Below are 24,252 nucleotides of genomic sequence, written 5' to 3'. Positions count from 1 at the left end.
CACGGGGGTCCGGTGGCGCGCAGCCGGGGACGCCCGGTGCTCGTCGGCGCGCTGCTCGTCGACTCGATCGGGAGCGGCCTGTACGTCCCGCTCTCGTTGATCTACTTCGTCGAACTCGCCGGCGTGCCGCAGGTCTCGCTGGGCGCGATGCTGAGCGCGGCGGCCCTGCTCACCCTGCCGCTGCCCGTCTGGGTCGGTTACCTGGCTGACCGGTACGGGGCCTTCCCGCTGGTGATCGGGTCGCACGTCCTCCAGGCGGCCGGGTTCCTCGGCTACGGCTGGGCGTCGCACCCGGCGGAGGTCTTCGCGGTGGTGCTGGCGGTGGCCGCCGGGGTGCGGGTCTTCTGGTCGGTGGTGTTCACCGCGGTGGCCGACTTCGCCGACGGCAGCCCTTCCGCGATGGCGAAGGACCTGTGGTTCGCCTGGGTGAACACCTTCCGACTGGTGGGGTTCGGCACCGGGGTGCTGATCAGCGGCATCGCGCTGTCCGTCGACGAGCCCGGGGCGTACCTGGCGACGTCCCGCTCCGCGGCGGGCTGCTACCTGGTCTCGGCCGTGGCGCTGGCGCTGTTCGTGCGCGTGCCGGCGCGCGCGCACGACCCGGACGACGTGGGCACGGGCTACCGGGCGGTGCTCCGGGACCGGCCGTTCCTCGGCTTCACCGCGCTGAACGCGGTGTTCGCGCTGTCCAGCAGGATGCTCGCCCTCGGCCTGCCCAGCACCGTGCTGTACGAGCTGCGCGGCCCGGGGTGGGTGACCTCGGCGGTCCTGGTGGCCAACACCGCTCTACTGGCCGCGTTCACCGCCCCGGTCACCGCGTTCCTGCGGCGCTTCCGCCGCACGCGGGTGCTGATGCTCGCGGCCTGCCTGTGGTCGGTGTGGGGCTTCTCGTTCGCGGCCCTCGCCCCGGGAGGACCGGTCTGGCTGCTGCCGGTGCTGGCGGGTGGCGCGGCCCTGCTGTTCACCGCCGCGGAGATCCTGCACGGCCCCACGTCCACGGCGCTGGTGAACGACCTCGCGCCGGTCGCGGCGCGGGGCCGCTACCTGGCGGCGTTCCAGTACTCGTTCACGGCGTCCGGCATCGTGGCCCCGCTGTTCTTCACCGCCCTCTTCGACCTCCGCCCCGGGCTGCCGTGGCTCGTGCTGGGGTTGGTGAACCTGGGCGCGCTGGCGGGCGTGCGCGCGTTCGAGCGGGTGGCGGGCGAGCGCCGGCCGGGTGACGCGGTCCGGGCCGGGCCGGGCGTCAGCGGGCCGGGGCGCGGGTGGCGCCGAGCGCGCGGGAGCGACCGGCCACGCCGTCCAGGACCGCGTCCACGATCGGTTCGGTCCAGCCCGCGCCGTCCCCGCTGACGTGCGCGACGAGGGAGCCGGCGTCGTCCTTGCGGAGGCGCAGCCCCAGCTTGGCGGGCCTGCCGTCGTCGCGCGACCCCGCGGCGCGCTCCACCACCGCCCGCGCCGGCCCGAACGGGATCGTCCCCGGCCGCAGCGGCGGGATCAGCTCGACGAACGGCGCGTGCTCGTCGAGGCCGGGGACGCGACCCTCCAGCTCCCACACCGGGTACCGCGAGAACCGCTGGGCCTTCGCCGCCGCCGCGGTGAGCCCGCGGACGTCCGCCGTCGCGTCGAACGGCACCACGAGGTAGGACGGGGTGATGCAGGGACCCGCCAGGGTCCGCCAGCGCGGGTGGTCGCGGCGCAGGAACAGGGTGGAGAACACCACGCGGTCGCCACCGGTGGCGTGCTCGGCCATGCCCGCCACCAGCACGGCCGTCAGCGCGGCGAACGGGCTGCCGCGCAGCGCCCGTGCCCGCGACTCCAGGGCCGCCTGGTCCTCGGCCGCCAGCACGGTGCGCCGCCGGGCGTACGGTTCGCCCACGACCGGGGGCGGGACCGCGAACCGGGAGCCACCCAGGTGACCGCCCCACCAGGCCTCGGCCTCCGCGCGGTGCGCCCGCTCCACCTCGGCCTCGAACTCCGCGAAGTCGCCGAACTGCCCGGTGGGCGGCTCGGGCTCGGGGGCGCCGCAGCGCGCCGAGTAGAGCGCCCCGAGGTCGTCCAGGAGCCGCCACAGCGTGGCCGGGTCGCCGAGCAGGTGGTGCAGGTGCGCCGACAGCACGTGCTCGCGCGGCGACCGGCGGGCCACCCGCAGCGCCAGCGGCGTGGGTGCGGTCGACAGCACGGGGCGGTGCAGCACGTCGACGGCGGCCGGGTCGTCCAGCACCTCGACGTCGGGCACGACGGCGTCCTCGACCACCTGCACCGCGGCGTCGAGGTCGAGCCGGGTCCGCAGCAGCTCGTGCCGCGCCACCAGGTCACCGGCCGCCGCGACCAGCGCGCGGACGTCGAACTCGCCCTCGACGCGCAGGACGGCGTTCAGGGTGAAGTGCGGACCGGTGGAGACGCCGCCACCGAGGGCGCGGACCAGGGCGAAGCGCTGCCACAGCGACGCCGGCCGGGTCGTGCTCACCGCGCGCCTCCCCGCAGCAGCAGCTCGCTGAGGTCCGGCACCCGCCACGCCGCGCCGCGCAGGGCCAGGTGCAGCTCTTCGAGCACGTCCGGCGAGCAGCCGCGGTCGCGCCACGCCTCCAGGGTGATCCCGAACCCGAGGCGTTGCCACAGCTCGCCGTTGCGCTGCTCGTGCGCGCCGAAGGGTTCCAGGAACACCAGCGGCGTCGCCGACCACAGCGAGTCCAGCAGCGTGCCGCCACCGGGCTTGCCGACCGCCGCCATCGCCGTGCGCACGAGGTCGAAGGAGCCGTGGTGGCCGGTCCCCCGCGCGAACGCGGTGGGCCGACCGGGGCGCAGCCTGCCGAACGGCGGGTACCCGTCGTCCAGCCACGGGTGCCACCGCGGGTCGATCAGGTGGTACCGGACGTCGGGGTCGTCCACCTCGGCGTCGGCCTCCTCGTGCGCCACCACGTCGAGCGCGTAGCCGGCGGCGCGCAGCTCGCCGACCCGCTCCCGGTAGGTGCCCATCCCCCAGCCGCCGCCGTGCAGCACCAGCGACCGCCCGCGCCGCGCCCAGGGCACCTGCGGTTCGCGGGACACGGGAATGGTGGCGGGCAGTCGGCCCGCGTCGGCGTCTGCCAGCCACACCTGCCGCGCCGAGGTGTCCCGGTGGCCCGTGAACGACGGCGAGGCGGTCGAGTCGACGTGGCACACGTCGACCTCGACGTGGCCGTACCGGTCCCGGTACTCGGCCACGACGGGCAGCCAGTACCCGGAGAACACCACGAACCGCCGCACGTGCCGCTCGGCCCACTCGACGAACAGCGCGTCGAGCCGGTCGCCGGGCACCGCGTCGACCGGGTCCGTCGCGATCCGCTGCCCCACGAGGGCGACGCGGAAGTCGCGGTGGAACGCCGCCCTCATCGCGGCGGTGGTGGCGAGCTTCTCCGGCGGCAGCAGCCGTTCCAGCACCGTCACCCGCGCCTGCCCGCCGCGCTCGCGGAGGCGGTCGGCGAGCAGCAGGCCGGGCACGTGCACGCCGAGCGCGACCCCCGAGGTGAGCAGTTCGATCACGTCGTCGTCCCCCCGTCGAGCCGGTCGGCGGCGAGGCGCAGTTGCCGGGCCACCAGGTCGCGGAACGCCTCGTCCTCGGGACCGGTCGCGCCGCGCGGCACGGCCTCGACGGCCATGACCAGGTACAGGTAGCAGCGGTACAGGTCCAGCCGGCGCAGGGTGGTGGCGGCGGCGGTGTCCAGCGCACCGCCCGCGCGCCGGTAGCCCGCGAGGAAGTCGGCGTCGTCCTCGACCCGCGCGAACAGCGCCAGCGACGGCATGTCCAGCAGCGGGTCGCCCCAGAGCGCGCGCTCGCCGTCGACCACGCCGGTGACGCGCGCCGCGGCCGGGTCGACCAGCACGTTGCCCGCCCACAGGTCGAAGTGGACCAGCGACGGCGTGGTGACCTCGACGAGCGCCTCCCGGGAGGCGGCGAGCAGCCGCCGCAGCCGGTCCGCGGACACCGGCGGGTCGACGGCGTAGCGGTCGGCGTCGGCCAGCACGGCCTCCAGCATCGCGGTGAACGCCGTCGGCCAGTCCGCCACCAGGCCGTCCTGGGGGTAGCCGAACCCGTCACCGGTGACGCGGTGCAGCCCCGCCACCAGCTCGCCCAGCCGCTCGCGCAGCGCGGCGCGGCCGGTCGCGTCGATCCGGTCGCGGCTGTCGTACCAGTTCTCCCCCGGCAGCTCGGTCATCAGCAGCCAGTCGGAGGGCAGCACGTCCCGGCCGAAGTCGGCGTGCACCACCTCGGGCACCGGCAGGGCGCGTGCCGCGGCGCGGTAGAAGGCCGCCTCGGTGACCTGGAGGTCGTGCTCGTAGGACATGCCGGCGACCGCCGCCGGCGGCGCGATCTTGAGCACCAGTCGACGCCCGTCCGCGGTGACGACCCGGTAGACGGTGTTGAACGTGCCCGCCGTCACCTCCTCGAAGCGCGCCCGCTCCGGGGCCGCCACCCCGGCTCGGCGCAGCGCGCCCGTCAGCTGGTCGCGGTCGGGCCGCACCTTCGCGTCGTCGCTCACCCTGCCTCCTCGGCGTCGTCGTGGATCTGCTCCATCAGCCGCACCCGCTCCGCCGCGGCGGCGAGTTCGCCCCCCGGCCCGACGCCGTCGGCGACGAGCGCGTGGAACCGGCGCAACTGCCGGTCGTAGTAGGAGACCGGTGGGAAGGACCGGACCCGGGAACGGCCGTCGGCGTGCCGCACGGTGAGGTTGAGCGGCAGCGCGCCCGCGATTGGCCGCAGGAAGCCCCGCACCCTCACCAGGGCCTGGTCGAAGCGGAACTCGTGCTCGGCGACGTGCCGGTCGCCGAAGGCGCAGTCCAGCTCGGCGCGCACGCCGCCGGGCAGGTCGAGGTGGGCGGCGAACCCGACGTCGACGCCGCCGGGCACGTCGCGGACGGCCTTCCCGCCGCCGTGCGCGCCCGCCAGGCCGGCGGTGGCCTGGACCGCCTGCGTCCAGTAGCAGGCCGAGTCCCGGAAGACGCCGCCGCCCAGGTCGGGGCGCAGCCGGAAGCCGCCGGGCGCGGGCGGGGCGAAGCGGATGCGGGTGCGCACGGCGCGCAGCGGGCCCCAGCGGTGGTCCAGCACCGCCGCACGCACCTCCCGCTGCCAGGCGTGCCCCGCGGTGGGCACGGCCTCGACGACGTGGACCCCGCCCTCCGCGGCGGCGGCGGCGAGGTCGGCCGCCTCGGCGGCGGTCAGGCACAGCGGTTTCTCCACCAGCACGTGCTTGCCCGCCCGCGCGGCGGCCGAGGCCCAGCGGTGGTGGGCGGAGTTGTGCAGCGACACGTACACCGCGCCCACCTCCGGGTCCTCGACCAGCGCGGCGTAGTCGCGGTGCGCGCGGCGCAGGCCGTGGCGCTCCGCGAACGCGGCGGCCCGGTCGGGGTCGCTCGCCGCGACCGCCACCGGCGAGACGCCGGGGACGGCGCGGCTCGGCGCCACCACCGTGCGCTCCGCGATGCCCGTGGCGCCGATCAGCCCCAGCTCAAGCCGCACGGGCCGCACCCCGTTCCCGCGCCCCGGTGCGGCCGAACGACGTGAGTACCCGCTCCCGGAGGTCGGCGAGGCCGGTGGGCCCGCACAGCAGCGCGCAGTGCACCCGTCCGGTCGGCGGGGCCACCACGCCCCCGCCGAGGACCACGCACCGCTCGTGCAGGTCGTCCTCGCGCACCGCGCGCACGAGGTCGTCGACCCCGGTGCCCGGCGGGACGGCCAGCTCTGCCTGCCACAGGTGGCAGCGCCCCCGCTCCCCGCCCCACCGCCGGTCCAGCTCCAGCGCCAGCCTGCCCAGGGTCACCCGGGCGTTGACCTCCAGCACCGGGACCAGCAGTCCGTCGGCGAGGACCATCGCGTCGACCGACAGCGGTCCGCGGTAGCCCTCGGCGGAGGCCCGCCGCGCGACCTCCCCCGCCGCCTCCCTCAGCGCGGGCTCGACCCGGGCCGCCGCCCCGTCCAGGGGGCCGGAGCCCGCGTAGCGGAACCCCCGGTTGCGGCCCAGGCACGCCCCCCGCCAGCGCCACGCCCCGTCGCGTCCCACGTCGACGTGGGCGGACAGGTCGTGCCGCTTGTCGTACAGCGGTTGCACGACCAGCTCGACCCGCTCGCCCGCGGCGACCCGCCCGTCCAGCACGCGCGTGATCGCGCGCAGCACACCGGGCGTGCGCACCTCCAGCGCGCCGCCGCCGGAGACGCCGTAGGGGTCCTTCACCACCGCGGGGCCGGCCACGGCGGTCACCGCCCGCTCCAGCTCCCGCGACGACCGCACGACCACGCCCGCGCCCGGCAGGCCCAGCTCCACCACCAGGTCGTTGGACCACACCTTCGAGTTGACCCGGGCCACGTCGTCCACCGCCGGCAGGTCCGCGGTCGGGTCCAGGGCGACGACGCCCGCCGTCACCGCGTACGGCGCCAGGTCGTGCCGTCGCAGCAGGTCGGGCGCGGCGGGGTCGGCGCCGAACAGCTCCTCCACCGTGCCGGCGGGTCCGTCGCGGACCACGTGGTGCCGGAACAGCAGGCCGGCGGCGGCCAGCCCCGCGCGCAGCCCCGGGGCCAGGGGACGCCTGGTCACCAGCGTGTCGGTGGGCGCGCACAGGCCCGCGAGGAGTTCGTCCATCGCCTCCACCTGGTGGCCGGCCCGCCGCGCGGCGGGCAGCCGGGCCAGGTCCGCCGGCCGCCACGAGCGCTCGGCGTCGAACGCGCCGAGCCGCAGGGCCGGCCTCACGCCACCACCGCGCCGTCCAGCTCCGCCACCCAGTCCCCGAACTGGCGCACCGAGCGCAGGTGGTCCAGGTCCAGCGACTCGTAGTCCAGCTCCACGTCGAACGCGTCCTCGACGCCCAGCAGGAAGGAGATCATCTGCAACGAGTCCAGCCCGTACTCGTCCACCAGGTCCGCGTCGTCCGCGATCCCGTCGGCGGTGGTGCCGTTGGCGAGCACCTCGACCAGCACGTCCTTGAGCTTCCGGTACACCGCGTCCACGGTTCAGAGTCCATTCAGGTAGAGGAGGATGCACTTGGAGCAGACGGGCATCATGCCGCCCGCCGAGAGGATCTCGCGGACCTTCCGGAACGGTTCGCCGAGCCACAGGTCCGCGACGCCGGTGTCGTAGAGGTTGCCCACGACGAACTCGGGGAAGAACTTGCACGAGCTGACGTTGCCGTCGGCGTGGACCTCCATCCGGTTGGACACCGCGAGGCACTTGCTGCGGTGCTGCGCCGGGCGGGAGGTGCCGAGGATGAAGTCCTCCACCTCGTCGGCCGCCAACTGGGGCTGGTAGCGCACCCGCACCCGCCACCGCCGGGAGGCGAGCCGCGCCATCGACTCGCGCAGCACCGGGAGCTGCTCGGGCGGCAACCGGTAGGTGTAGGAGTGCCAGGTCGGCCGGCCGGTGCCGGTGTCGTTGTCCAGCCAGGCGAACGACTTCTCGTACAGCTCGTCCATGGCCCGCGCGACCTCGGGGCTGATGTACCAGGGGAACTGGAAGTAGACCGTGTTGACGCCCAGGTCCTCGGCCCACTCCATGAACTCGTACATCCTGCCGACGGTGACGTGCGAGACCATGCAGGACAACGAGACCTCGCCGCCGAACTCACCGTCGCGCTTGAGCTCCAGCACCCGCCTGATGTTCTCGGTGGTCCTGGCGAAGGTGCCGCGCCCGCGCAGCGCCTCGTGGTCCTCGCCGAGGCCGTCGAGGCTGACCAGCAGGTTGAGGTTCTCGCCGATGCGCAGCAGGTCGTCGAGCCTGCGCTTGAACAGCAGGCCGTTGGTGCACATGTTGACCGTGCGCGGGTGGCGTTCGAGCAGTTCGGCGATCTCGCCGAACCGGCTGTGCATCAGCGGTTCGCCGCCCCACAGGAACAGCTTGGACCGGATGGGCGCGGTGGTCCGCAGCACGTCCTCCACCACCGCGACGTCCAGTTCGGTGCGCTGCTTCTCGGAGCTGAAGTCCCGGAAGAAGCCTTGTTCGTTCCACTGGTAGCAGTGGGTGCACCGCAGGTTGCAGCGGTAGGTGAGCTGGAGGCTCACCTCCTGCGGCAGCGCGGCGGCGTAGCCTGGGTCGGCGCGCAGGTTGCGCCGCGCCGCCGAGCGGATGGACACCGTGTGCTTGATGTCCGCGAACTCCTTGGCGTTCAGCTTCCGGCTGGTCGTCGGGTGCATCGGTCCTCCCTGGGGGTGTTGGGGCGGTCGGCGGGGATGTGGGACGGGAGCAGGAGAGCCGAGCCGGCGATGCACAGGCCGCCCGCGACGATCACGCAGGCGAGGGCCGTCGGCGGGCCGAGCGGGCCGCTCGCGGCGCCCGCGACCAAGCCACCCCCGAGCGAGCCCAGCGGGATGGCCGATGACACCAGCACCCGGGTCGTGCCGTGCACGGCGGCCTGCCGCTCGGGTGGTGCGAGCCGCTGCCGCACGCTGGTGCCGACCACACCCCAGGCGGGTGTCCAGAACGCGGACAGGACGCGGATCGCGAACAGGACCGGCACGGGGGCGGGCAACACCAGGCACAGCGGGACGGCGCACCAGGTCAGCCCCTCGGCGACCGAGGCGAGCAGCGCGCGGCGCGGCCCCAGGGCGTTCACCAGGGGCCCCACGCACAGCACGCCGACCAGCGCGCCCGCCGCGCCGGCGGCGAGCAGCAGACCCGTGCCCGCGGCCGACATGCCGAGCACGCGATAGGCGAACAGCAGCAGGACCGCGTCCACCGCGCCCGTGCCGAGCGCGCGCACCGCGCCGCTGGTCACCAGCGGCCCCAGCACGGGGTGGCGGCAGGTGAAGCGCAGCCCGTCGCGCACGCGGAGCGCGACCGGCTCGCGCCCCGCTGGTGCGGCCACCGGGGCGGCGACCGTCGGGGCGGGCACGCGGGCGCGACAGGAGGCGGACAGCAGGAACGGCAGCGCGCCCAGCGCCAGCGCCGCCGCGGGACCGAGGGCACCGACGGCGGCGCCTCCCAGCGCCGGTCCGGCGAGCTTGGAGGCGCTGTCCGTGCCCTGGAGCCGGGAGTTCGCGCCGACCAGGCGCCCGGCAGGCACGAGCGCGGGCAGTTGCACCTGGTTGCCGAGGTCGACGAACACCGTGGCCACGCCGGCGAGGGCGACGGCGGCCACCAGCGGCACGACCGAGGTGAGCCACCCGCACACCACCGCCGCCGCGATGGCCGCGAACGCGGTGAACCTGACCAGTTCGGCCCCGACCACGACCCGCCGCACCCTGGCCCGGGCGAGCAGCGCCCCGGCGAGCAGGCCGACCGCCGGGTACGCCAGCCACCCGGCCGCCGCCACGACGCCGACCTCGGCGTCGGAGGCGCCCAGCACCAGGATGGCCACCGTGGGGGCGGTGAAGCCGCTGAGCCGGTCGCCCGCCGCGCCGGCGGCCTGGCTCGCCCAGAACAACCCGAAGCCGCCGCGAGGACGCACCCCACTGGCCGACAACGTTGTCATGACCTCGGTGTCCCCCACCCTGCCTCGCGCTCCCCCTCGTCGAACCGCGGACCCTCGACCACACGCACTCCTCCGGGGCGCCCGGGTCCGTCCCGCCGGCGGGACGGACCCGATCGGTCAGCGCCTCGCGGAACGCGTCAGCGCTGGACCCAGACGCTGTTGGCCGCGATGCCGACCGACGGGGCGCTGCCGCTGACGCCGTAGGGGTGGCCGGTGCAGTCCGTGGTGATGAACAGCGCGGCCGTCTTGGACGAGGTGTTGATGGCCGAGCGGACGCGGCCGCCCCAGCCGTGCGCGGCGAGGTCGACGCAGGTGGCGTTGCTCGGCGGGAGCGGCATGAGGTTCATCTGCGCGCCGTTGAAGTTCGTCTGGTCCCACAGGCAGAGCGTGTCGGCGAAGTCGCACGTGCCCGCCGCCCGGAGGTCGTCCGCCTGCGCGACGCCGGCGTGGGTGAGCCCGATGGCGAGCAGCGCGCTCGCGAGCACGGCGGTCCGCTTGGTCCTGGTCATGCCTTCTCCTCGTGGTGGTCGTGCGGCACCGGTCGGTGCGCGCGGTTCTCGATCGCCTTGGCGAAGTCCTGCCACCTCTGCGCGTACTGCCTGGAGAGCTCGGCGATCAACTGCGCGCAGTGCGGGGGCACCGCCGCCGTCATCCAGGTGTCCGCGTCGAGGCTGAGCAGGTGGAAGTCCAGCCAGCGCAGCAGCCGCCGGCCGTCCTCGGTGAACCTGAGCGAGGGGTCCTTCTTCAGGGAGCCCAGCGTCGACGACAGGTCCCTCGTGCTCATGCGCCTGGTCTGCGCCGGTATGGACACCTCCGGCGCGACCTGCCGCTCCCCCGTCCGTGCCGACCGCTGGGCGGCCGGCACGGGGTCGAGCCCGCGCCGCACGCGGTCCCGCACGTCGCGCGCGGTGGCCACCGCGATCCCGGCCTCCCGGGCGATCTCCCGCAGCGAGGCATCGGGCCGTTCGGCGAGGACCGCCTCGGCCCGCCGCCGTCCCTGGCTGGCGTCCAACGGGCGAACCCGCCCGTCCCGCCCCACCCGCGTGCCGCTCTGCCCGCCCCCGGCCGCCGTGCGTCCGCGGACGGCGGCGACCGTGTCCGAGGACAGGCCGACCAGCGTCGCGATCGCGCGGTCGGACCAGTCGGGGTGCCGGGCGACGATCCGCCCCGCCGCCGCCCGCCGGTCCGCGAGCGAGAGCGGCAACCCGTGGCGCAGGTTGGCCTGCACGGCGCGGATGTCCGCCCCGTCCTCGTCGCCGTCGAAGTACTCGACGGCGATCGTCCGCTGCCCTTTCAGGACCGCGGCGCGCACGCGGTGGACGCCGTCTATGACGCGCATGGTCTGCCGGTGCACGAGGACCGGCGGCAGCGGTGTGTCCACCTCCGCCAGCAGCCTGGTGTGCTCCGGGTCCTCCCCGTCGAGTCGTGGCGAACCCGCTATTTCGAGGTGCTCCACGGGCACGAGCGACGGTGCCCCCGCATTGCGACCCCCCAGGTCGACCGGTCCATCAAAATCAATGCCGTTGTCGATCGGCATGCATATCCCCCTGGCGCCGACATCGATGAGCGGCGGTGCGCACATCCGTACGCGCCACCCGTCCCGATATGCGGCGACAGGCGGCGCGCGGCTTTCACACTGACGATTCACACCTTAATGAAACTCAGTGTACGCCGAACGTCAAGGCGGCTTCAAGGAAGGGCACGAGCCGACGACGGTAACGCGCAGGGCGGGGCGGGCAAAGACCCGGCAGGTAACCACGAAGTGAGACGACAACGCCAAGCGGATGCACGACAGCGCGCTGACCAGCGCGAACGTCGTGCAATCATCGAAATTCGACGGTTGAACGCGCGCCCCCGGTCGAATGCACGCGACCGGTCACGCCTCTCGGGATTCCCGGTACCCGATCTCCGCATCACCCGATCGGCCGACTGACGCCCACCTCTCGTGTGCTATTTTCAATTCTCGCTGGCCCGTCCGAGCATTTACGGACAGGATTGCCGCTTCACACCCACTGGGCATTCATGTACTTTTTCCCACGTCATCGACGCGGTGGAGGGAATATGCCGGTCAACCGGTCACCCGAGAGCGTGACCGCACCCACCCTCGGCCGCCGGGTGACCGATCCGCGACCGTTGGCGACAGGCGTGCCGGCGGCGCTGCACCGAATCGCCGGGAGATCCGTGATATCGACGTCGGACGTGGGTCGCGACGAGTTGCTGGGGCTGTTCTCGGTGGCCGCCGGGCTCCAGGTGGCCGGGACCGCGCCCGCCTCGGCGCTGGCGGGGAAGGTCGTGCTCACCGCGTTCTTCGAACCCAGCACGCGCACGCGGCTGTCCTTCGAGTCCGCGGCGCACCGACTGGGGGCGGCGGTGATCAGCATCCCGGACGCGCGCTTCACCAGCGTGCACAAGGGCGAGTCCCTCGCCGACACCGGCATGATGCTCGACTCCTACGCGGACGTCGTCGTGCTGCGCCACACCGCGGAGGACTCGGTCGACGAGATCCGCTCGTCCGGCACGGCGGTGCCGCTGGTCAACGGCGGCAACGGCTGCCACGAGCACCCGACGCAGGCGATGGCCGACTGGTACGCGCTGCTGAAGTGGCGCCCGGCACTGGCCTCGCCCGACCCCGACCGGGACAGCCGGATCTCGCTGTGCCTCCTCGGCACGCCGCGCCGGATGCGGTCGATGCGCAGCTTCCTGCTCATGACCGCCACCCACTTCCCCCGCGCCGTGCGGGACATCACCGTCGTGTCGGACGACCACCGGCCGCTGGGCGAGGGCCTGGCCGCGGTGCTGGAGGGCGCCGGTGTCGAGCACCGCTGCGACACCGAGTTCGAGCCGCGCGCCGGGGAGTTCGACGTCGTGTACCAGAACTCGCTCACCCTGGTCGACCGGGAGTACCAGGTGCTGGGCTCGAAGACCCGCCTCGACGCCACCGTGCCGCTCAAGCGGGACGCCGTCGTCATGCACCCGCTGGCCCGGCAGGACGAGCTGGGCACGGACCTCGACGACACGCCGCACAACCTGTACTTCGACCAGGCGGCCGGCGCGGTGTTCGTGCGCCAGGCGCTGCTGCTGGCGATCACCGGCCGGCTGGGCGCGCTCGCCCGGAACGGGGGCTGACACCCGTGTGCGGCATCGCGGGGTTCATGACGTGCGAACGGCTCGCGCCGGACGCGCCGCGCGTGCTCGACCGGATGCTGGCCGTGCTCGGCCACCGCGGCCCCGACGGGCCGGGCTCCGGCGCGCGGCCCGCGGCGGGCCTGGCGATGGGCCACACCAGGCTGGCCATCAACGACCTCGGCTCGGGCGGCGCCCAACCGATGACCGCCCCGGACGGGTCGGTCGTCGCGACCGTCGCCGGGGAGCTCTACGGGTTCCGGCGGATGCGGGCGGAGCTGACCGCGCGCGGCGAGCGGTTCGCCACCAAGTCGGACAGCGAGCTGGTGCTGCCGCTCTACCGGCGGCACGGGCTGGACTTCGTGCGCCACCTGCGCGGCGAGTTCGCCATCGCCCTGTTCGACGCCGAACGCGACCGGCTCGTGCTGGCCCGGGACCGGTTCGGCGTGCGACCGCTGTTCTTCCACGTCGGCAGCGCGGTGTTCGGCTGGGCGTCCGAGGCGAAGGCGCTGCTGGAGCACCCCGCGGTGCCGCGGCGGTTGTCGGCGACGGCCGCGGTCAACCAGCTCGTGCAGGTGATGGTGCCCGGCTCGACCGCGTTCGAGGGCGTCGAGTCGCTGCGGCCGGGCCACCTGCTCGTCGTGGACCGCGACGGCGACCGGCTGCGCGTGCGCGCGCACCGGTACTGGGACCTGGAGTTCCCGCACGAGGGCGGGTGGGGCGACGAGGAGCCGGAGGCGCACGTCGACGCGGTGCGCGACGCGGTGACCGACGCGCTCGCGGTGCGCGTCGAGGCCGACGTCCCGGTCGGGCTGTACCTGTCGGGCGGCATGGACAGCGGGGCGCTGCTCGGGATGACGGCGGCCCTGGCGCAGAAGCCGCCGGAGGCGTTCACCATCGCGTTCTCCGACCCGGCCTACGACGAGTCGGGCATCGCGGCCAAGGTCGCCGAGCACGCCGGCGTCGGGCTGGCGGTGCGGCACGTGGACGACGACGAGCTGTACGACGAGCACTACGTCCGGGCGGTGTGGCACAGCGAGCGGACGTTCTACAACACGCTCGGCGTCGCCAAGATGCAGCTCAGCGGCATGGTCGCCGCACGGGGCGTGCGCGCCGTGGTCTCCGGCGAGGGGGCCGACGAGCTGTTCGCGGGCTACCCGGCGTTCGCGCTCGACCACGTGTCCCCCGATCTCAACCGGGCCGACGACCTGTTCGTCGGCGCGATCCTGCCCGCGACGGCGCAACGGCACCCCGGGTTCGAGCGGGTCGTGGGGTTCACGCCCGGTTGGGTGCAGCCGTGGGTGTCGACGTGGCGCCTGGTGCGCCCCCTGCTGGCGGACGGCCTGCTCGCCGCGCTCGGCGACTACGACCCGCTGGAGGCGGTGGCGCAGGCGCTCGACCCGGCCGCGCTGGAGCACCGGGGCCGGTTGGACCGGGCCCAGTACACCTGGGCCAAGACGATGCTGGACGGCCAGATCCTCAGCTGGGGAGGCGACCGGGTGGACATGGCCAACGCCGTGGAGACCCGCCCGGTGCTGCTGGACCACCTGGTCGCCGAGACGGCGGTGCGGGTGCCGCCCGCCCTGCGCATCCGCAACGGCACCGAGAAGTGGGTGCTGCGCGAGGCGCTGCGGCACGCGATGCCCGAATTCCTCTACGAGCGGCGCAAGTTCGCGTTCATGGCGCCCCCCGCCCACCGCTCCGAGGCCCGCGCGCACGGGCGGGCGCGGCTGGTCGGGAAGTACCTCACCCGTGACCGGATCGCCGACGTCGGGATCTGCGACCCGGACCGCACGCTGCGGTTCCTGGCCGAGCTGCCGGCCGACAACGCGACCGCCAACGAACACGACAAGGTCCACAACCACCTGCTGGGCCTGCACATCCTGCACGACCTCTACGTCCGATGAAGGGAAGGAAGCCATGACGAGGCAACCGACGACCCGTCCCGCGCCGCGGATCAGTGGTCTGCCCAGCGCGCGGCCGAACGGGGCGGACCCCGGCGAGTGGGCGGGCTACGGCGGCCTGCCCGTCGTGATCGAGGACGTGGCCGACAAGTGGGCCGCCGTCGGCAAGTGGACCGCCGAGCACCTCGTCGAGCGGTGCGGCGACGAGCAGGTCACCGCGTTCGTGACCGACGAGTCGTTGCAGGGCACCGTCCTCCAGCAGGTCAACGAGAAGGTCACCACCAGCTTCGCCACGGTCGTCAAGCACATCTTCGGCGTCGAGCGCGAGGACCCGGACCGCTCGTACTACCTGCGCGCGGAGCCGGGGTCGGCGGTGTACGAGAACCTGTCCGCCGACTTCGAGATCCCGGACACCGGCCGCGAGTTCAACCCGGCGTGGACCGGCATCTGGATGGGACAGGCGGGCAACGCCACCCCCTTCCACAACGACCAGTGGCACGGCCTGCTGTTCCAGATCTCGGGGCACAAGCGCTACCTGATGGTGCACCCGTTCGACGCGGCCCGGCTGCAGCGGGACTGGCCCGCCGAGGCGCGCTACGACCTGTCGCACGCGGACATCGTGCCGGAGGACGCCCCCGTGCTGGGCGAACTGGAGCAGGTGTACCAGGGCGTGCTCGCACCGGGCGAGGTGCTGTACGTGCCGCCGTTCTGGATGCACCAGGTGGTCACGCTCGACGACGGCAACATCTCGATGCCGGTCCGGTTCAACACCACGCAGTCGCCGGACGTCTCGCTGTTCCAGCTCAGCCAGGGCTCGTCCCTGCGCGACCTGACCAACCAGCCGGTGCACGACGTGGACACGATCGTGGACTTCCTGCGCCGCAACCGCGTCAACTTCGAGGAGCGCGAGCGGGAGTTCGTCGAGGCGCTCGTGCGGGTGCGGAAGCTGGAGGCCACCCCCGACAGCCTGCTGTCCGCCGCGTCGGAATAGGGAGGGGCAGGACATGGGTTCGCTCGTCGACGACTGCATCGAGGCCGCCGGCCCGGCCTGGGCTTACTACGAGAACCACCCCTGGTTCGAGGCGCTGGAGAAGGGGGTGCTCCCGGTCGAGCGGTTCGTCCGCTTCCAACTGGAGGACGCGCCGTTCATCCCGTACCTGCACCAGACTGTGGCCCTGGCCCTGGCCAAGGCACCGGTCGGGTCGGACTGGTCGCGTGCCGCGACCCAACTGCTCAAGGACGTGTTCGTGGCCAAGGAGCTGGCCGCGAAGCGCGAGATCCTCGAATCGCTGGGCGTGCGGAACCCCCGGTTCGACCGCTGGTCGCTGTCACCGCGCCGGGAGGCGTACGCGAACCACCTCCTGCGGGCCGCCCTGGAGGGCACCGCCGGGGACACCGCAGCCGCCCTGCTGCCGTGCACGTTCTTCACCAAGGTCGTCGGCCGGCGGTTCGAGTCGGTGGACGTCCAGGGGCCGGAGGCGTACCGGCGTTGGGCGCGGATCTACGCCGACAAGCAGATGTACAACATGCTGGAGGCGCACGTCGGCCTGATGGAGGACGAGGTCGCGCGCGAGCCCGGCCGGCGCGACCACCTGATCCGCCTGTTCGTGCGCAGCACCCAGCACCAGGTGGCGGTCTTCGACGACGCGCTGGAACCCGGTCCGGCGTGGCCCGTCGTCGGGCACCCGGACTTCCAGCCGCAGGTGCTGGACTTGTGAGCGGGCCGCACTGGTACGTCGAAGCCACCCGGCGGTGCCTGACCGCGCGGTTCGGCGGTCCCGTCCACCTCGACCCGCCGGAGGTGGACTGGGACCGGCGGGCCGTCTGCCGGGCCACGCTGCCCGACGGGCGGCGTGCCGTCGTGAAGGTCGACACCGACGGGGTGCGGCACCACCGCGAGCGCACCGGGCTGCTCGCGGCGGCCGACGCGGGGGCGCCGGTCCCCCTCGTCCTGTGGCACGGGCACGACGGGTTCCACTTCCTGGTGCTGGAGGAGGTGCCCACCACGCGGTCCCTGGTCGACGAGGACGCGCCGTGGCGGGTGGCCGGGGCCGCCGTGCGCGCCCTGCACGACACCCCCGTCCCGCCCGGCACGGCGATGTTCTGCGACGGCGTCGGCGAGTGGGAGCAGCACGTGGACCACCGCGTCGCGGTGGAGTGCGCGGCGGCGGTCGAGCGCGGGCTGCTCGACCAGGCCGAGTCCGACGCCGTGCGCCGCTACGCCCTGCGCACGCTCGCCGCGGCCGGTCCGGCCCCCCGCGCGCTGGTGCACGGCGACCTCCAGGCGAGGCACCTGCTCGTGCACGGGGATCGGGTGGTGCTGGTCGACTTCGGCGACGTCGGCTGGGGCGACCCGGTGATGGACCTGGTCGTGCTGACGCACTTCCACCCGTGGCGCCGGGACGAGGTGCTCGACGGCTACGGCGCCGACGGCGCGCTGCGCGAGCGCGTCGAACTGCTCGCGCCGCTGTACTCGCTGTGGCGCAACCTGTTCGTCTCTCGCTGGTACTTCGAGAACGAGTTCGAGCAGCGGCGCAACAGCGAGACCGCGCGGCGGGTGCTGGAGACCGAGGTGCTGCCCGCCGAGCGGACCCCACCGGTGCGGCTGGAGTGCGACGCCGTGCTGGTCGACTTCGACGGGCTGCTCATCGACACCGAGTACGCCGGCTGGCGGTCGTGGAACGAGCTGTACGGCCGGTACGGCCGGCGGTTGGACACCGCGACCTGGGCTGCGCGGTGCGGCGGCGACGACCCGCTCTCCCCGTGGGACGAGCTGGAGGGGTTCGCGGGCGCGCCGCTCGACCGGGAGGCGATGGAGCAGGCCCGACGGGTCGTGCGGGACGGGATGCTGACCGTGCTGCCCGGCGTCCGGCGGTTCCTGGACCACTGCGCGACCAGCGGGTTCACCCTGTGCCTGGTCAGCAACTCCCCCATGAAGTGGGTCCGGCGCCAGATGGACGCGCTCGGGCTCGACGCCGACGCGTTCGACCTGATCGTGACGAGCGGGGAGCACCCGCCCAAACCCGCCCCGGACGGGTACCTGATCGCGCTGGACGAGCTGGGCGTGGCGGCGTCGCGCGCGATCGCGTTCGAGGACTCCGCGCGCGGGGTGAGCGCCGCCAAGGCCGCCGGGCTGCGGTGCGTGGCGGTGCCCAACCGGATCACCGTGCACAACGACTTCTCGCACGCCGACCTGGTCGTCGGCGGCCTGGACGAGGTGGCCCTGGTGTCCACGAGCGAGGTGCCCCGGTGACGGTGACGCTGGTCAGCGACGAGGGACCGGTCCGCGACCGCCTGGGCATCGGGGGCGGCGCCGCGGCGCCCGGCGGCGCCCGGATCCGGGTCGTGACGACGGAGTCGGCCTTCTCGGGCGCGTCGGCGCACGACCCGCTGTTCGTGACCGACCGGGACGGTACCGGGCTCGACCGGCTGATCGACCTGGTGGAACTGCGCAGGCGGGTCACCCCGAGCCGGGCGGAGTTCGGCATGCACGCCGCCTACGGGGCCGCCCTCCGGTCGGCGGCGCTGCGCGGCGGGCTCGGCGCGGCCCTCACCGACGCGTGGGGCGACGTCGTGGCGGTCGGCACGGTCGAGGTCCCCGCGTGGGGCGGCCAGTACTGGGACGGCGACGAGCACGACGCCCGCGACTTCGTCTTCGGCGTCGACCCGGCGTCCGCCGCGCGCACCGCGACCGTGGAGGTGCTGCTCGACCTGCTGGCGGGCATGGGCGCGCACCTGCCGGCGGAGCCCCCGGAGCTGGTCGGCGGGCTGCTGGCGGCCTTCGACGGCGGACAGGGTTCCTACGGCGTGGGCCACGGCGGTGCGCCGGCGCAGAGCTTCGAGTCGCTGGGGCGCGTGGTGCACGCCGAGATGGCCGCCCTCGTGTGCGCCGCCCGCTCCGGGGTCCGCGTCGCGGGCCTCACGATGTACGTGACGGCCCAGCCGTGCCGCCAGTGCCTGCGCCACCTGGTGTGCGCCGGGCTGGCCCGGGTCGTCTTCCTCGGGCCGCAGCCGGACGCGGCGCCGTCGTTCCACGCCGACTCCGTGACCGTGCGCCCCGACGGGTCCGGTCGGATGCCGCTGGTGCCGTTCACCGGCGTCGGCCCCGGCGCCTACGAGCTGCTCTTCGGCCGTCAGGCGCGACACACCCCTACGAAACCTGGAGAGAGATGAGCACGATCGACAACGCGCCCGCCGACACCGCGGCGCGACGGCTCGGGCTGCGCACGGTCTTCGTGGCCGGACCGTTCTTCAAGCTGGTCGACCCGGAGACGGGGGCGATGCGCCCGCAGGACCGGGAGCGCTTCGAGCTGCTCATCGGCTACTTCGAGGACAGCGGGTGCGAGGTGCACAACGCGCACCGGCGCGAGCGGTGGGGCGAGGCGTTCCTGGAGCCCGACGACTTCACGAAGCTCGACCACGACGAGATCGCGGCCTCGGACGTCCTCGTCGCCGTGCCCGGCCCGCCCGCATCACTGGGCACGCACATCGAGCTGGGGTGGGCCTCGGCGCTGGGCAAGCCGATCGTGCTGCTGCTGGAGAAGGACGAGGACTACGCGCTGATGGTGTACGGCCTGCGGCACATCACGCGTACGGCGATCGTCGAGACGATCGGCGGCAGGTTCGACCGGGCGGCGTTCGAGGACGCCCTGTCGGCGGTCTGCGCGCCGTGAGCGGGGACGACCCCCGGGGCATCGGCGAGCTGAAGACCGAGGAGGTCGCGGCCGTGCTCGCCGAACTCTGCCCGACCACCGCCGTGTCGTCCCTCCAGCCAGGTCCGGCGAGCTACAGCAACCGCCTGTGGCTGGCGGAGACCGACGAGGGCAGGCTGCTGGTCCGCGTGCCCGGCCGCACCGACGACCCCGAGTACGTCCGGGCCACCCTGACCGCCACCAGGCTGGCCGGTGAGGCGGGCGTCCCGACCGTGCGCTACCGGGCCTTCGCGCCGACGACGCGCCTGGGCCTGCCGGTGGTCGTGCAGGAGTTCCGGCCCGGCGAGAACGCGGCCACCGCGCTGCGCCGGAACGGGGCGGACCTGCGGCACCTGGCCGGCCGGCTCGGCGAGTGGGTCGGGCTGCTGCACGGCGTCCGGCGCGACACCTTCGGCGCGGTCACCGACAGCGGCGGCGGCCACTCGTGGAGCGAGGCCGCGGCCGAGGACGTGCGCCGCGTGCTGGCCGCGGTGGACGAGGACCTCCTGCCCGCCGGGCGAGGGGCGGTCGAGTCGGCGTTCCACCGGGCCATCGGCGAACTGGGGCCGACGGGACCGGCCTCGCTCGTGCACGGGGACCTGTACCTGGACAACGTGCTGGTCGACCGCGGCACACCGTCGGCGCTGCTCGACTTCGAGCACGCGCGCTTCCGCGACCGGTTCGCGGACTTCGGCAAGCTGACCGAACTGCTGTTCGAGTGGTGGCCCGGCAGCGAGGAGCCGTTCCTGGAGTCCTACCGGGAGCACTTCCCGGCGGACCCGTCCGACGAACCGCGGCTGCGGCTCGGCACGGGGCTCTACGCGCTGAGCCAGCTCGGGTACTTCGCGCGGTGGCAGGCGGACCTGGTGCCCGTCTACCGGGCACGGCTGGAGAACTGGGTGAGGGGACGATGACGGTTCCACGAGGGGAAGCACCATGACCGCCGCGACGCCGGCGCACACCTACGCCACCTTCCAGGACGCCTACCTCGCGCACCTCCGCAAGATCCGGGACGAACCGGAGTTCCGCAACGCGCCGCGCGGCTTCCGCAGCCGGGAGATCCTCGGGGTCTCCTACCGGCTGGCCGACCCGCGCGAGCGCGTCGTCCGGGTACCCGGCAGGCGCACCAACATCGTGTTCAACTTCGCCGAGGCGCTGTGGTACCTGTCCGCGAGCGACTCGCTGGAGTTCATGAGCTTCTACGCGCCGTCGATCGACAAGTACTCGGCGGACGGCCGGACGCTGCGCGGTACGGCGTACGGGCCGCGGATCTTCAACTTCGGCGGGGCGGGCTTCAACCAGTGGGACAGCGTCGTCAACACGCTGCGCGCCGACCCCGACTCGAAGCGGGCGCTGATCCAGATCTTCGCCCCCGAGGAGCTGCTGGTCACCGACAACCCGGACGTCGCCTGCACCATCGGCCTCCAGTTCGTCATCCGCGAGGGCCGCCTGCACGCGGTGGCGTTCATGCGGGCCAACGACGCCTACCGGGGCACCGCCAGCGACGTCTTCTCCTTCACCCTCCTCCAGGAGGTGCTGGCCCACCAGCTCGGCCTCGAACTGGGCACCTACACGCACGTCGCGGGCTCCTACCACCTGTACGAGTCCGACAGCGCGTTCGCCGACCGGGTGCTGGCCGACGAGGGCTCCGCCGTGCACACGGACCCGTTCCCGGCGATGCCGGCGGGCGACAACTGGCCCGCGATCCGCCGGGTCGTCGAGTTGGAGCGGCAGGTGCGCGCGGGCGCCGTCCGGCTGGGTCGCCGGGACGTCGAGCAGTCCGGGCTGCCGCGTTACTGGGCGCAGGTGCTGGCGCTGCTGTGCCTGCACGCGCGCCGCAAGCACGAGCGGACCGTGGACCCCGACCTGATGGACATGCTCGACCCCCTCTACGCCGGTCTCGTCGGGAACTGCTGGCGCGACCGGGTCGCCGCCGCGCTCTGACGGCGCCGGGCAGGCCGTTCCCACCACACGGGTCCTCCCGTGCCGAACACAAGGAGATCTCGCACGTGTCACCGAAGCTGAGTGTCGTCATCCCGACGCGGGACCGCCCGCGCTCGCTGGCCGAGTCGCTGTCCAGCCTGGCCGGCCAGGGCCTCGGCGACGCCATGGAGGTGGTCGTCGTCAACGACGGCGGCGAACTCGTCGACGAGGTCGTCGCGCCGTTCCGCGACCGCCTCGACGTCAAGCTGATCGGCTACCCCAAGGGGGCGGGCCCCTCTACGGCGCGCAACGCGGCCATCGAGGCGATCAGCGGCGAGTACCTGGCGTTCCTCGACGACGACGACGTCCTGCTGCCCAAGCACTTCAGGTCCACGCTGGAGGTGCTCGACACCACCGACGCCGACCTCGTCTACACCACCACGATGGTCTCCACGACCCGCGCGCCGGTCGGCATGACGCACGAGTCCGGTGGTTGGCCCGCGTTCGACATCCCCTTCGACGCGGATTTCCTGCACGTCACCAACTTCATCCCGCCGGTGGGCGTGACGATGCGCTCACCCAAGGAGCGCGGCGCGCGCTTCGACCCCGAGCTGCTCGTGGTGGAGGACTGGGACTTCTGGCTGACCCTGGCCGACAAGTTCTCCTACCGGTTCGCGCACCTCGACCGGGCCACCGGGGTGTACCACCGGCTGCCCCGCTACGACCAGGCGCCGGACCCGCCCGCCGAGACGGCGCGCGTGCTGCGGATGTTCTACGACTCGCACGTGGCGCAGTTCTCCCGCTGGCCGCTGCCCGCGGGCAGCCGGGCGAAGTCCTCGCGGGAGTACGTCCGGCACACGTACGAGCTGGCGCTGGCCCGCCTCGGGCGCGGCGACATGCTGCCCGCCTACTGGTACGAGCGGATGGTCCGGCTGGTGCACGGCGAGTACGTCGGCGACGTGCCGACCGGTGAGATCCACGACCGCCTCGACCAGGCGATGAACGGCTGACCGTGGCGCGCACGCGGGTGGCGTTGACGATCGGGTCGTCCGATTCGGGCGGCGGCGCGGGCATCCAGGGCGACATCAAGGCGATGGCGTCCGTGGGGTGCTACGCGGCGACGGTGCTGGTGGGGGTCACCGCGCAGAACACCACCGGTGTCACCGGCCGGTTCACCGTCCCGGTCGACTTCGTCGTCGCCCAGCTCGACACCGTGCTGGCCGACATCGGCGTGGACGCGGTCAAGGTCGGGATGACCTGGAGCGCCGCGCACGTCGAGGTGGTCGCGCAGAAGCTGTCGACGGCGGGCGTCCCCGTCGTGGTCGACCCGGTCATGGTCACCGCGGCGGGGGCGAGCCTCGCCGGGGACGACATCGTCGGCGAGGTGCGCCGCCGGCTGTTCCCGGTCGCGACCGTGATGACGCCGAACCGGGCGGAAGCCGAGCTGTTGACCGGGATTCCCGGTGCGCCACCGCGCGAGCTGGCGGAGCGGCTGGTCGCCCTGGGCGCGCGGGCCGCGGTGGTGACGTGCGGCGGCGCGGACGGCGGCGAGTGGTTCGCCGACGGCGCGGGGGCGTTCGCCGTCCCGCGCCCCGGGCACCGCACCGGCGCCGAGCACGGGGCGGGCTGCGCGCACTCGGCGCTGGTCACCGCGCTGCTCGCGCACGGTCTGTCCACCCGCGACGCGGTCGTGCGGGCCACCGAGCTGGCGGCGGACGGCGTGCGCGACGGCCTCGTGACGGTCGGACGGGGCGTGCACCCGGTCGACCTGCTCGCGCTCGGGCACCGCTCGCCGCCTGTGTGATCGCGCCCTTCGACGGTCGCGGCGAAGTCCGGTATGGTCACCAACCGCTACGCAGCCGGGATGGCGCGTGCGCGGACCGTGACCGGGAACCCACAGGACTTCGGAGGGCTCGACCATGCCTTTAACACGGAGCCGGGGCGGCGGGGTGCTGATCTCGGCGCTGATCGTCGACTCGGTGGGCAACGGCATGTTCCTGCCGCTGGCACTGCTGTTCTTCGCCAAGCTGACCGAGGTCCCGCTCACCCTGATCGGCGTGCTGGTCAGCCTCGCCAACGCGCTCACCCTGCCGATCCCGATCCTGGTGGGCTGGCTGGCCGACCGGGTCGGCCCGCTGCCCCTGGTGGTCGGCGCGCAGTTCGCGCAGGGCATCGGGTACCTGGCCTACGTCTGGGTGGACGGGCCCGCGGGCATCTTCGTCAGCTCCGCCCTGGTGGCTCTCGGGGTGCGGTTCTTCTGGTCCAGCGTGTTCACCGCGATCGCGGACTTCGCCGACGGCAGCGGGTCGTCGATGAGCAAGGACAGCTGGTTCGCCTGGGCGACGATGGCCCGCACCGCGGGGCTGGGCATCGGCGGGCTGGTGACGGCGGCCGTCATCACCGTCGGCGACGAGTCGATCTACCGGGCGATCGCCATCGGCACCGCCGCGTGCTTCGTGCTGGCGGGGGCGGCGATCGGCGCGTTCGTGCGCGCGCCGAAGCGCCGTCACGACGACTCCGGGGGCGAGGCCGGCGCGCCGGGGTACCGCGCGATGCTGCGTGACCGCCCGTTCCTGTCGTTCACCGGCATCAACACGATCTTCGCGACCACCAGCATGATGCTCGCCCTCGGCCTGCCGATCTTCGTGGTCGACGCGCTGCGGGGACCGACCTGGCTGGCGCCGGTCGTCCTGGTGGGCAACACCGTCGTGCTGTCGGTGCTGGCAGCTCCCGTGGTCAAGCGGCTGGCCCCCTACCGCCGGACCCGCGTCATCAGCGCCGCCGCCGCGCTCTGGGCGGTGTGGTGCTTCCTCTTCGCCGTGCTGGTGCCCGACCGGCCGGGCTGGGTGATCCCGCTCCTGCTGGTGGCGACGGCGCTGTTCACCGCGGCGGAGCTGATCCACGCCCCGGTGTCGATGGCGCTCGCGACGGCGTTGTCGCCGCCGGCGGCGCGGGGCCGCTACCTGGCGTCCTTCCAGTACTCGTTCACCCTGGCGGGCATCATCGGCCCGGCGTTCTTCGCCGCGCTGTTCGAGGTCCGGCACTGGCTGCCCTGGTTGGCGCTCGGCGTGGTGAACGTCCTGGCGATCCTGGCGATGCGGTGGCTGGAGCGGGCGGTCCCGCCGTCGGTCCAGCGGGCGCAGGACGAGGACGTGGTCACCGCGGGCTGACCCGGT

The 24,252-nt window shown here is 73.9% G+C and carries 23 protein-coding genes; 13 read left to right on the top strand and 10 right to left on the bottom strand.

All coding sequences use genetic code 11. The annotated features are described in order from the left end of the window. Window positions 1-12 precede the first annotated feature (12 nt). Window positions 13-1,350 carry an MFS transporter gene (locus CKY47_RS22680; RefSeq protein ID WP_306747981.1) on the top strand — a complete coding sequence of 446 codons (1,338 nt, stop codon included), beginning with the start codon at window positions 13-15 and terminating at the stop codon, window positions 1,348-1,350. Here CKY47_RS22680 and CKY47_RS22675 read toward each other — a convergent pair. The 10 genes from CKY47_RS22675 to CKY47_RS22630 form a co-directional block, all read right to left on the bottom strand. Then, the gene (locus CKY47_RS22675; RefSeq protein WP_306747980.1) at window positions 1,244-2,467 is read right to left on the bottom strand and encodes a condensation domain-containing protein; all 1,224 of its coding nucleotides are present in this window, start codon (window positions 2,465-2,467) and stop codon (window positions 1,244-1,246) included. The two genes, CKY47_RS22680 and CKY47_RS22675, sit on opposite strands and share 107 nt — an antisense overlap. Next, complete coding sequence (locus CKY47_RS22670) at window positions 2,464-3,522, bottom strand: hypothetical protein (RefSeq protein WP_306747978.1); 1,059 nt, start codon at window positions 3,520-3,522, stop codon at window positions 2,464-2,466. The genes CKY47_RS22675 and CKY47_RS22670 overlap by 4 nt, the downstream gene beginning before the upstream one ends. Further along, window positions 3,519-4,520, bottom strand: coding sequence for a phosphotransferase family protein (locus tag CKY47_RS22665; protein WP_306747977.1), 1,002 nt, complete (start codon window positions 4,518-4,520; stop codon window positions 3,519-3,521). The genes CKY47_RS22670 and CKY47_RS22665 overlap by 4 nt, the downstream gene beginning before the upstream one ends. Next, window positions 4,517-5,497, bottom strand: a complete 981-nt coding sequence (locus tag CKY47_RS22660) for a Gfo/Idh/MocA family protein (protein WP_306747976.1) — start codon at window positions 5,495-5,497, stop codon at window positions 4,517-4,519. Before CKY47_RS22660 ends, CKY47_RS22665 begins: the two co-directional genes overlap by 4 nt. Next, window positions 5,487-6,722, bottom strand: coding sequence for a hypothetical protein (locus CKY47_RS22655; RefSeq protein ID WP_306747975.1), 1,236 nt, complete (start codon window positions 6,720-6,722; stop codon window positions 5,487-5,489). Before CKY47_RS22655 ends, CKY47_RS22660 begins: the two co-directional genes overlap by 11 nt. Beyond that, complete coding sequence (locus CKY47_RS22650) at window positions 6,719-6,979, bottom strand: acyl carrier protein (protein WP_306747974.1); 261 nt, start codon at window positions 6,977-6,979, stop codon at window positions 6,719-6,721. The genes CKY47_RS22655 and CKY47_RS22650 overlap by 4 nt, the downstream gene beginning before the upstream one ends. 3 nt (window positions 6,980-6,982) lie before the next feature. After that, on the bottom strand, window positions 6,983-8,158 hold the full coding sequence (locus CKY47_RS22645; RefSeq protein ID WP_306747973.1) for a radical SAM protein: 1,176 nt from the start codon (window positions 8,156-8,158) through the stop codon (window positions 6,983-6,985). After that, window positions 8,131-9,435, bottom strand: a complete 1,305-nt coding sequence (locus CKY47_RS22640) for an MFS transporter (protein WP_306747972.1) — start codon at window positions 9,433-9,435, stop codon at window positions 8,131-8,133. Before CKY47_RS22640 ends, CKY47_RS22645 begins: the two co-directional genes overlap by 28 nt. Window positions 9,436-9,572: 137 nt before the next feature. Continuing rightward, on the bottom strand, window positions 9,573-9,944 hold the full coding sequence (locus CKY47_RS22635; RefSeq protein ID WP_306747971.1) for a peptidase inhibitor family I36 protein: 372 nt from the start codon (window positions 9,942-9,944) through the stop codon (window positions 9,573-9,575). Beyond that, window positions 9,941-10,891 carry a streptomycin biosynthesis protein gene (locus CKY47_RS22630; RefSeq protein ID WP_306747970.1) on the bottom strand — a complete coding sequence of 317 codons (951 nt, stop codon included), beginning with the start codon at window positions 10,889-10,891 and terminating at the stop codon, window positions 9,941-9,943. Before CKY47_RS22630 ends, CKY47_RS22635 begins: the two co-directional genes overlap by 4 nt. 566 nt (window positions 10,892-11,457) lie before the next feature. Between CKY47_RS22630 and CKY47_RS22625 the strand changes: the two genes are divergently transcribed. The 12 genes from CKY47_RS22625 to CKY47_RS22570 all read left to right on the top strand — a co-directional run bounded on the left by CKY47_RS22625 (window position 11,458) and on the right by CKY47_RS22570 (window position 24,246). Continuing rightward, on the top strand, window positions 11,458-12,561 hold the full coding sequence (locus CKY47_RS22625) for an aspartate/ornithine carbamoyltransferase family protein (protein WP_306747969.1): 1,104 nt from the start codon (window positions 11,458-11,460) through the stop codon (window positions 12,559-12,561). Window positions 12,562-12,566: 5 nt separating this feature from the next. Continuing rightward, entirely contained in the window at window positions 12,567-14,465 is a 1,899-nt protein-coding gene (asnB, locus tag CKY47_RS22620) for an asparagine synthase (glutamine-hydrolyzing) (RefSeq protein ID WP_306747968.1), read from the top strand. 13 nt (window positions 14,466-14,478) lie between these two features. After that, window positions 14,479-15,453, top strand: a complete 975-nt coding sequence (locus CKY47_RS22615) for a cupin-like domain-containing protein (RefSeq protein WP_306747967.1) — start codon at window positions 14,479-14,481, stop codon at window positions 15,451-15,453. 13 nt (window positions 15,454-15,466) lie between these two features. Further along, window positions 15,467-16,180, top strand: a complete 714-nt coding sequence (locus tag CKY47_RS22610) for a TenA family protein (protein ID WP_306747966.1) — start codon at window positions 15,467-15,469, stop codon at window positions 16,178-16,180. Beyond that, window positions 16,177-17,715 carry an HAD-IA family hydrolase gene (locus CKY47_RS22605; protein WP_306747965.1) on the top strand — a complete coding sequence of 513 codons (1,539 nt, stop codon included), beginning with the start codon at window positions 16,177-16,179 and terminating at the stop codon, window positions 17,713-17,715. Before CKY47_RS22610 ends, CKY47_RS22605 begins: the two co-directional genes overlap by 4 nt. Beyond that, window positions 17,712-18,635 carry a deaminase gene (locus CKY47_RS22600; protein WP_306747964.1) on the top strand — a complete coding sequence of 308 codons (924 nt, stop codon included), beginning with the start codon at window positions 17,712-17,714 and terminating at the stop codon, window positions 18,633-18,635. The genes CKY47_RS22605 and CKY47_RS22600 overlap by 4 nt, the downstream gene beginning before the upstream one ends. Further along, entirely contained in the window at window positions 18,632-19,135 is a 504-nt protein-coding gene (locus CKY47_RS22595) for a nucleoside 2-deoxyribosyltransferase (RefSeq protein ID WP_306747963.1), read from the top strand. The genes CKY47_RS22600 and CKY47_RS22595 overlap by 4 nt, the downstream gene beginning before the upstream one ends. Continuing rightward, window positions 19,132-20,067, top strand: coding sequence for a phosphotransferase family protein (locus CKY47_RS22590; RefSeq protein ID WP_306747962.1), 936 nt, complete (start codon window positions 19,132-19,134; stop codon window positions 20,065-20,067). Before CKY47_RS22595 ends, CKY47_RS22590 begins: the two co-directional genes overlap by 4 nt. Window positions 20,068-20,089: 22 nt before the next feature. Continuing rightward, the gene (locus tag CKY47_RS22585) at window positions 20,090-21,097 is read left to right on the top strand and encodes a thymidylate synthase (RefSeq protein ID WP_306747961.1); all 1,008 of its coding nucleotides are present in this window, start codon (window positions 20,090-20,092) and stop codon (window positions 21,095-21,097) included. Window positions 21,098-21,162: 65 nt separating this feature from the next. Then, complete coding sequence (locus tag CKY47_RS22580; RefSeq protein ID WP_306747960.1) at window positions 21,163-22,086, top strand: glycosyltransferase family 2 protein; 924 nt, start codon at window positions 21,163-21,165, stop codon at window positions 22,084-22,086. Between the two features lie 2 nt (window positions 22,087-22,088). Further along, window positions 22,089-22,880: a bifunctional hydroxymethylpyrimidine kinase/phosphomethylpyrimidine kinase gene (gene thiD / locus CKY47_RS22575; RefSeq protein ID WP_306747959.1), complete on the top strand. Its 792-nt coding sequence runs from the start codon at window positions 22,089-22,091 to the stop codon at window positions 22,878-22,880. Between the two features lie 115 nt (window positions 22,881-22,995). Further along, window positions 22,996-24,246, top strand: coding sequence for an MFS transporter (locus CKY47_RS22570; protein WP_306747958.1), 1,251 nt, complete (start codon window positions 22,996-22,998; stop codon window positions 24,244-24,246). The last annotated feature ends 6 nt before the right edge of the window (window positions 24,247-24,252 follow it).

The sequence above is a fragment of the Saccharothrix longispora genome, from assembly GCF_030852425.1.
GTDB classification, from domain to species: Bacteria; Actinomycetota; Actinomycetes; order Mycobacteriales; family Pseudonocardiaceae; genus Actinosynnema; species Actinosynnema longispora.
Note: the sequence above shows the minus strand (reverse complement) of the source record. Positions and strands in the feature narration are given on the sequence as shown.

Bases quoted from the DNA above. Each gene is read 5' to 3' on its own strand.
- CKY47_RS22645 (WP_306747973.1), bottom strand. From the start codon at position 8,158: ATGCACCCGACGACCAGCCGGAAGCTGAACGCCAAGGAGTTCGCGGAC.
- CKY47_RS22640 (WP_306747972.1), bottom strand. From the start codon at position 9,435: ATGACAACGTTGTCGGCCAGTGGGGTGCGTCCTCGCGGCGGCTTCGGG.
- CKY47_RS22635 (WP_306747971.1), bottom strand. From the start codon at position 9,944: ATGACCAGGACCAAGCGGACCGCCGTGCTCGCGAGCGCGCTGCTCGCC.
- CKY47_RS22625 (WP_306747969.1), top strand. From the start codon at position 11,458: ATGTACTTTTTCCCACGTCATCGACGCGGTGGAGGGAATATGCCGGTC.
- CKY47_RS22615 (WP_306747967.1), top strand. From the start codon at position 14,479: ATGACGAGGCAACCGACGACCCGTCCCGCGCCGCGGATCAGTGGTCTG.
- CKY47_RS22610 (WP_306747966.1), top strand. From the start codon at position 15,467: ATGGGTTCGCTCGTCGACGACTGCATCGAGGCCGCCGGCCCGGCCTGG.
- CKY47_RS22595 (WP_306747963.1), top strand. From the start codon at position 18,632: ATGAGCACGATCGACAACGCGCCCGCCGACACCGCGGCGCGACGGCTC.
- CKY47_RS22585 (WP_306747961.1), top strand. From the start codon at position 20,090: ATGACCGCCGCGACGCCGGCGCACACCTACGCCACCTTCCAGGACGCC.
- CKY47_RS22570 (WP_306747958.1), top strand. From the start codon at position 22,996: ATGCCTTTAACACGGAGCCGGGGCGGCGGGGTGCTGATCTCGGCGCTG.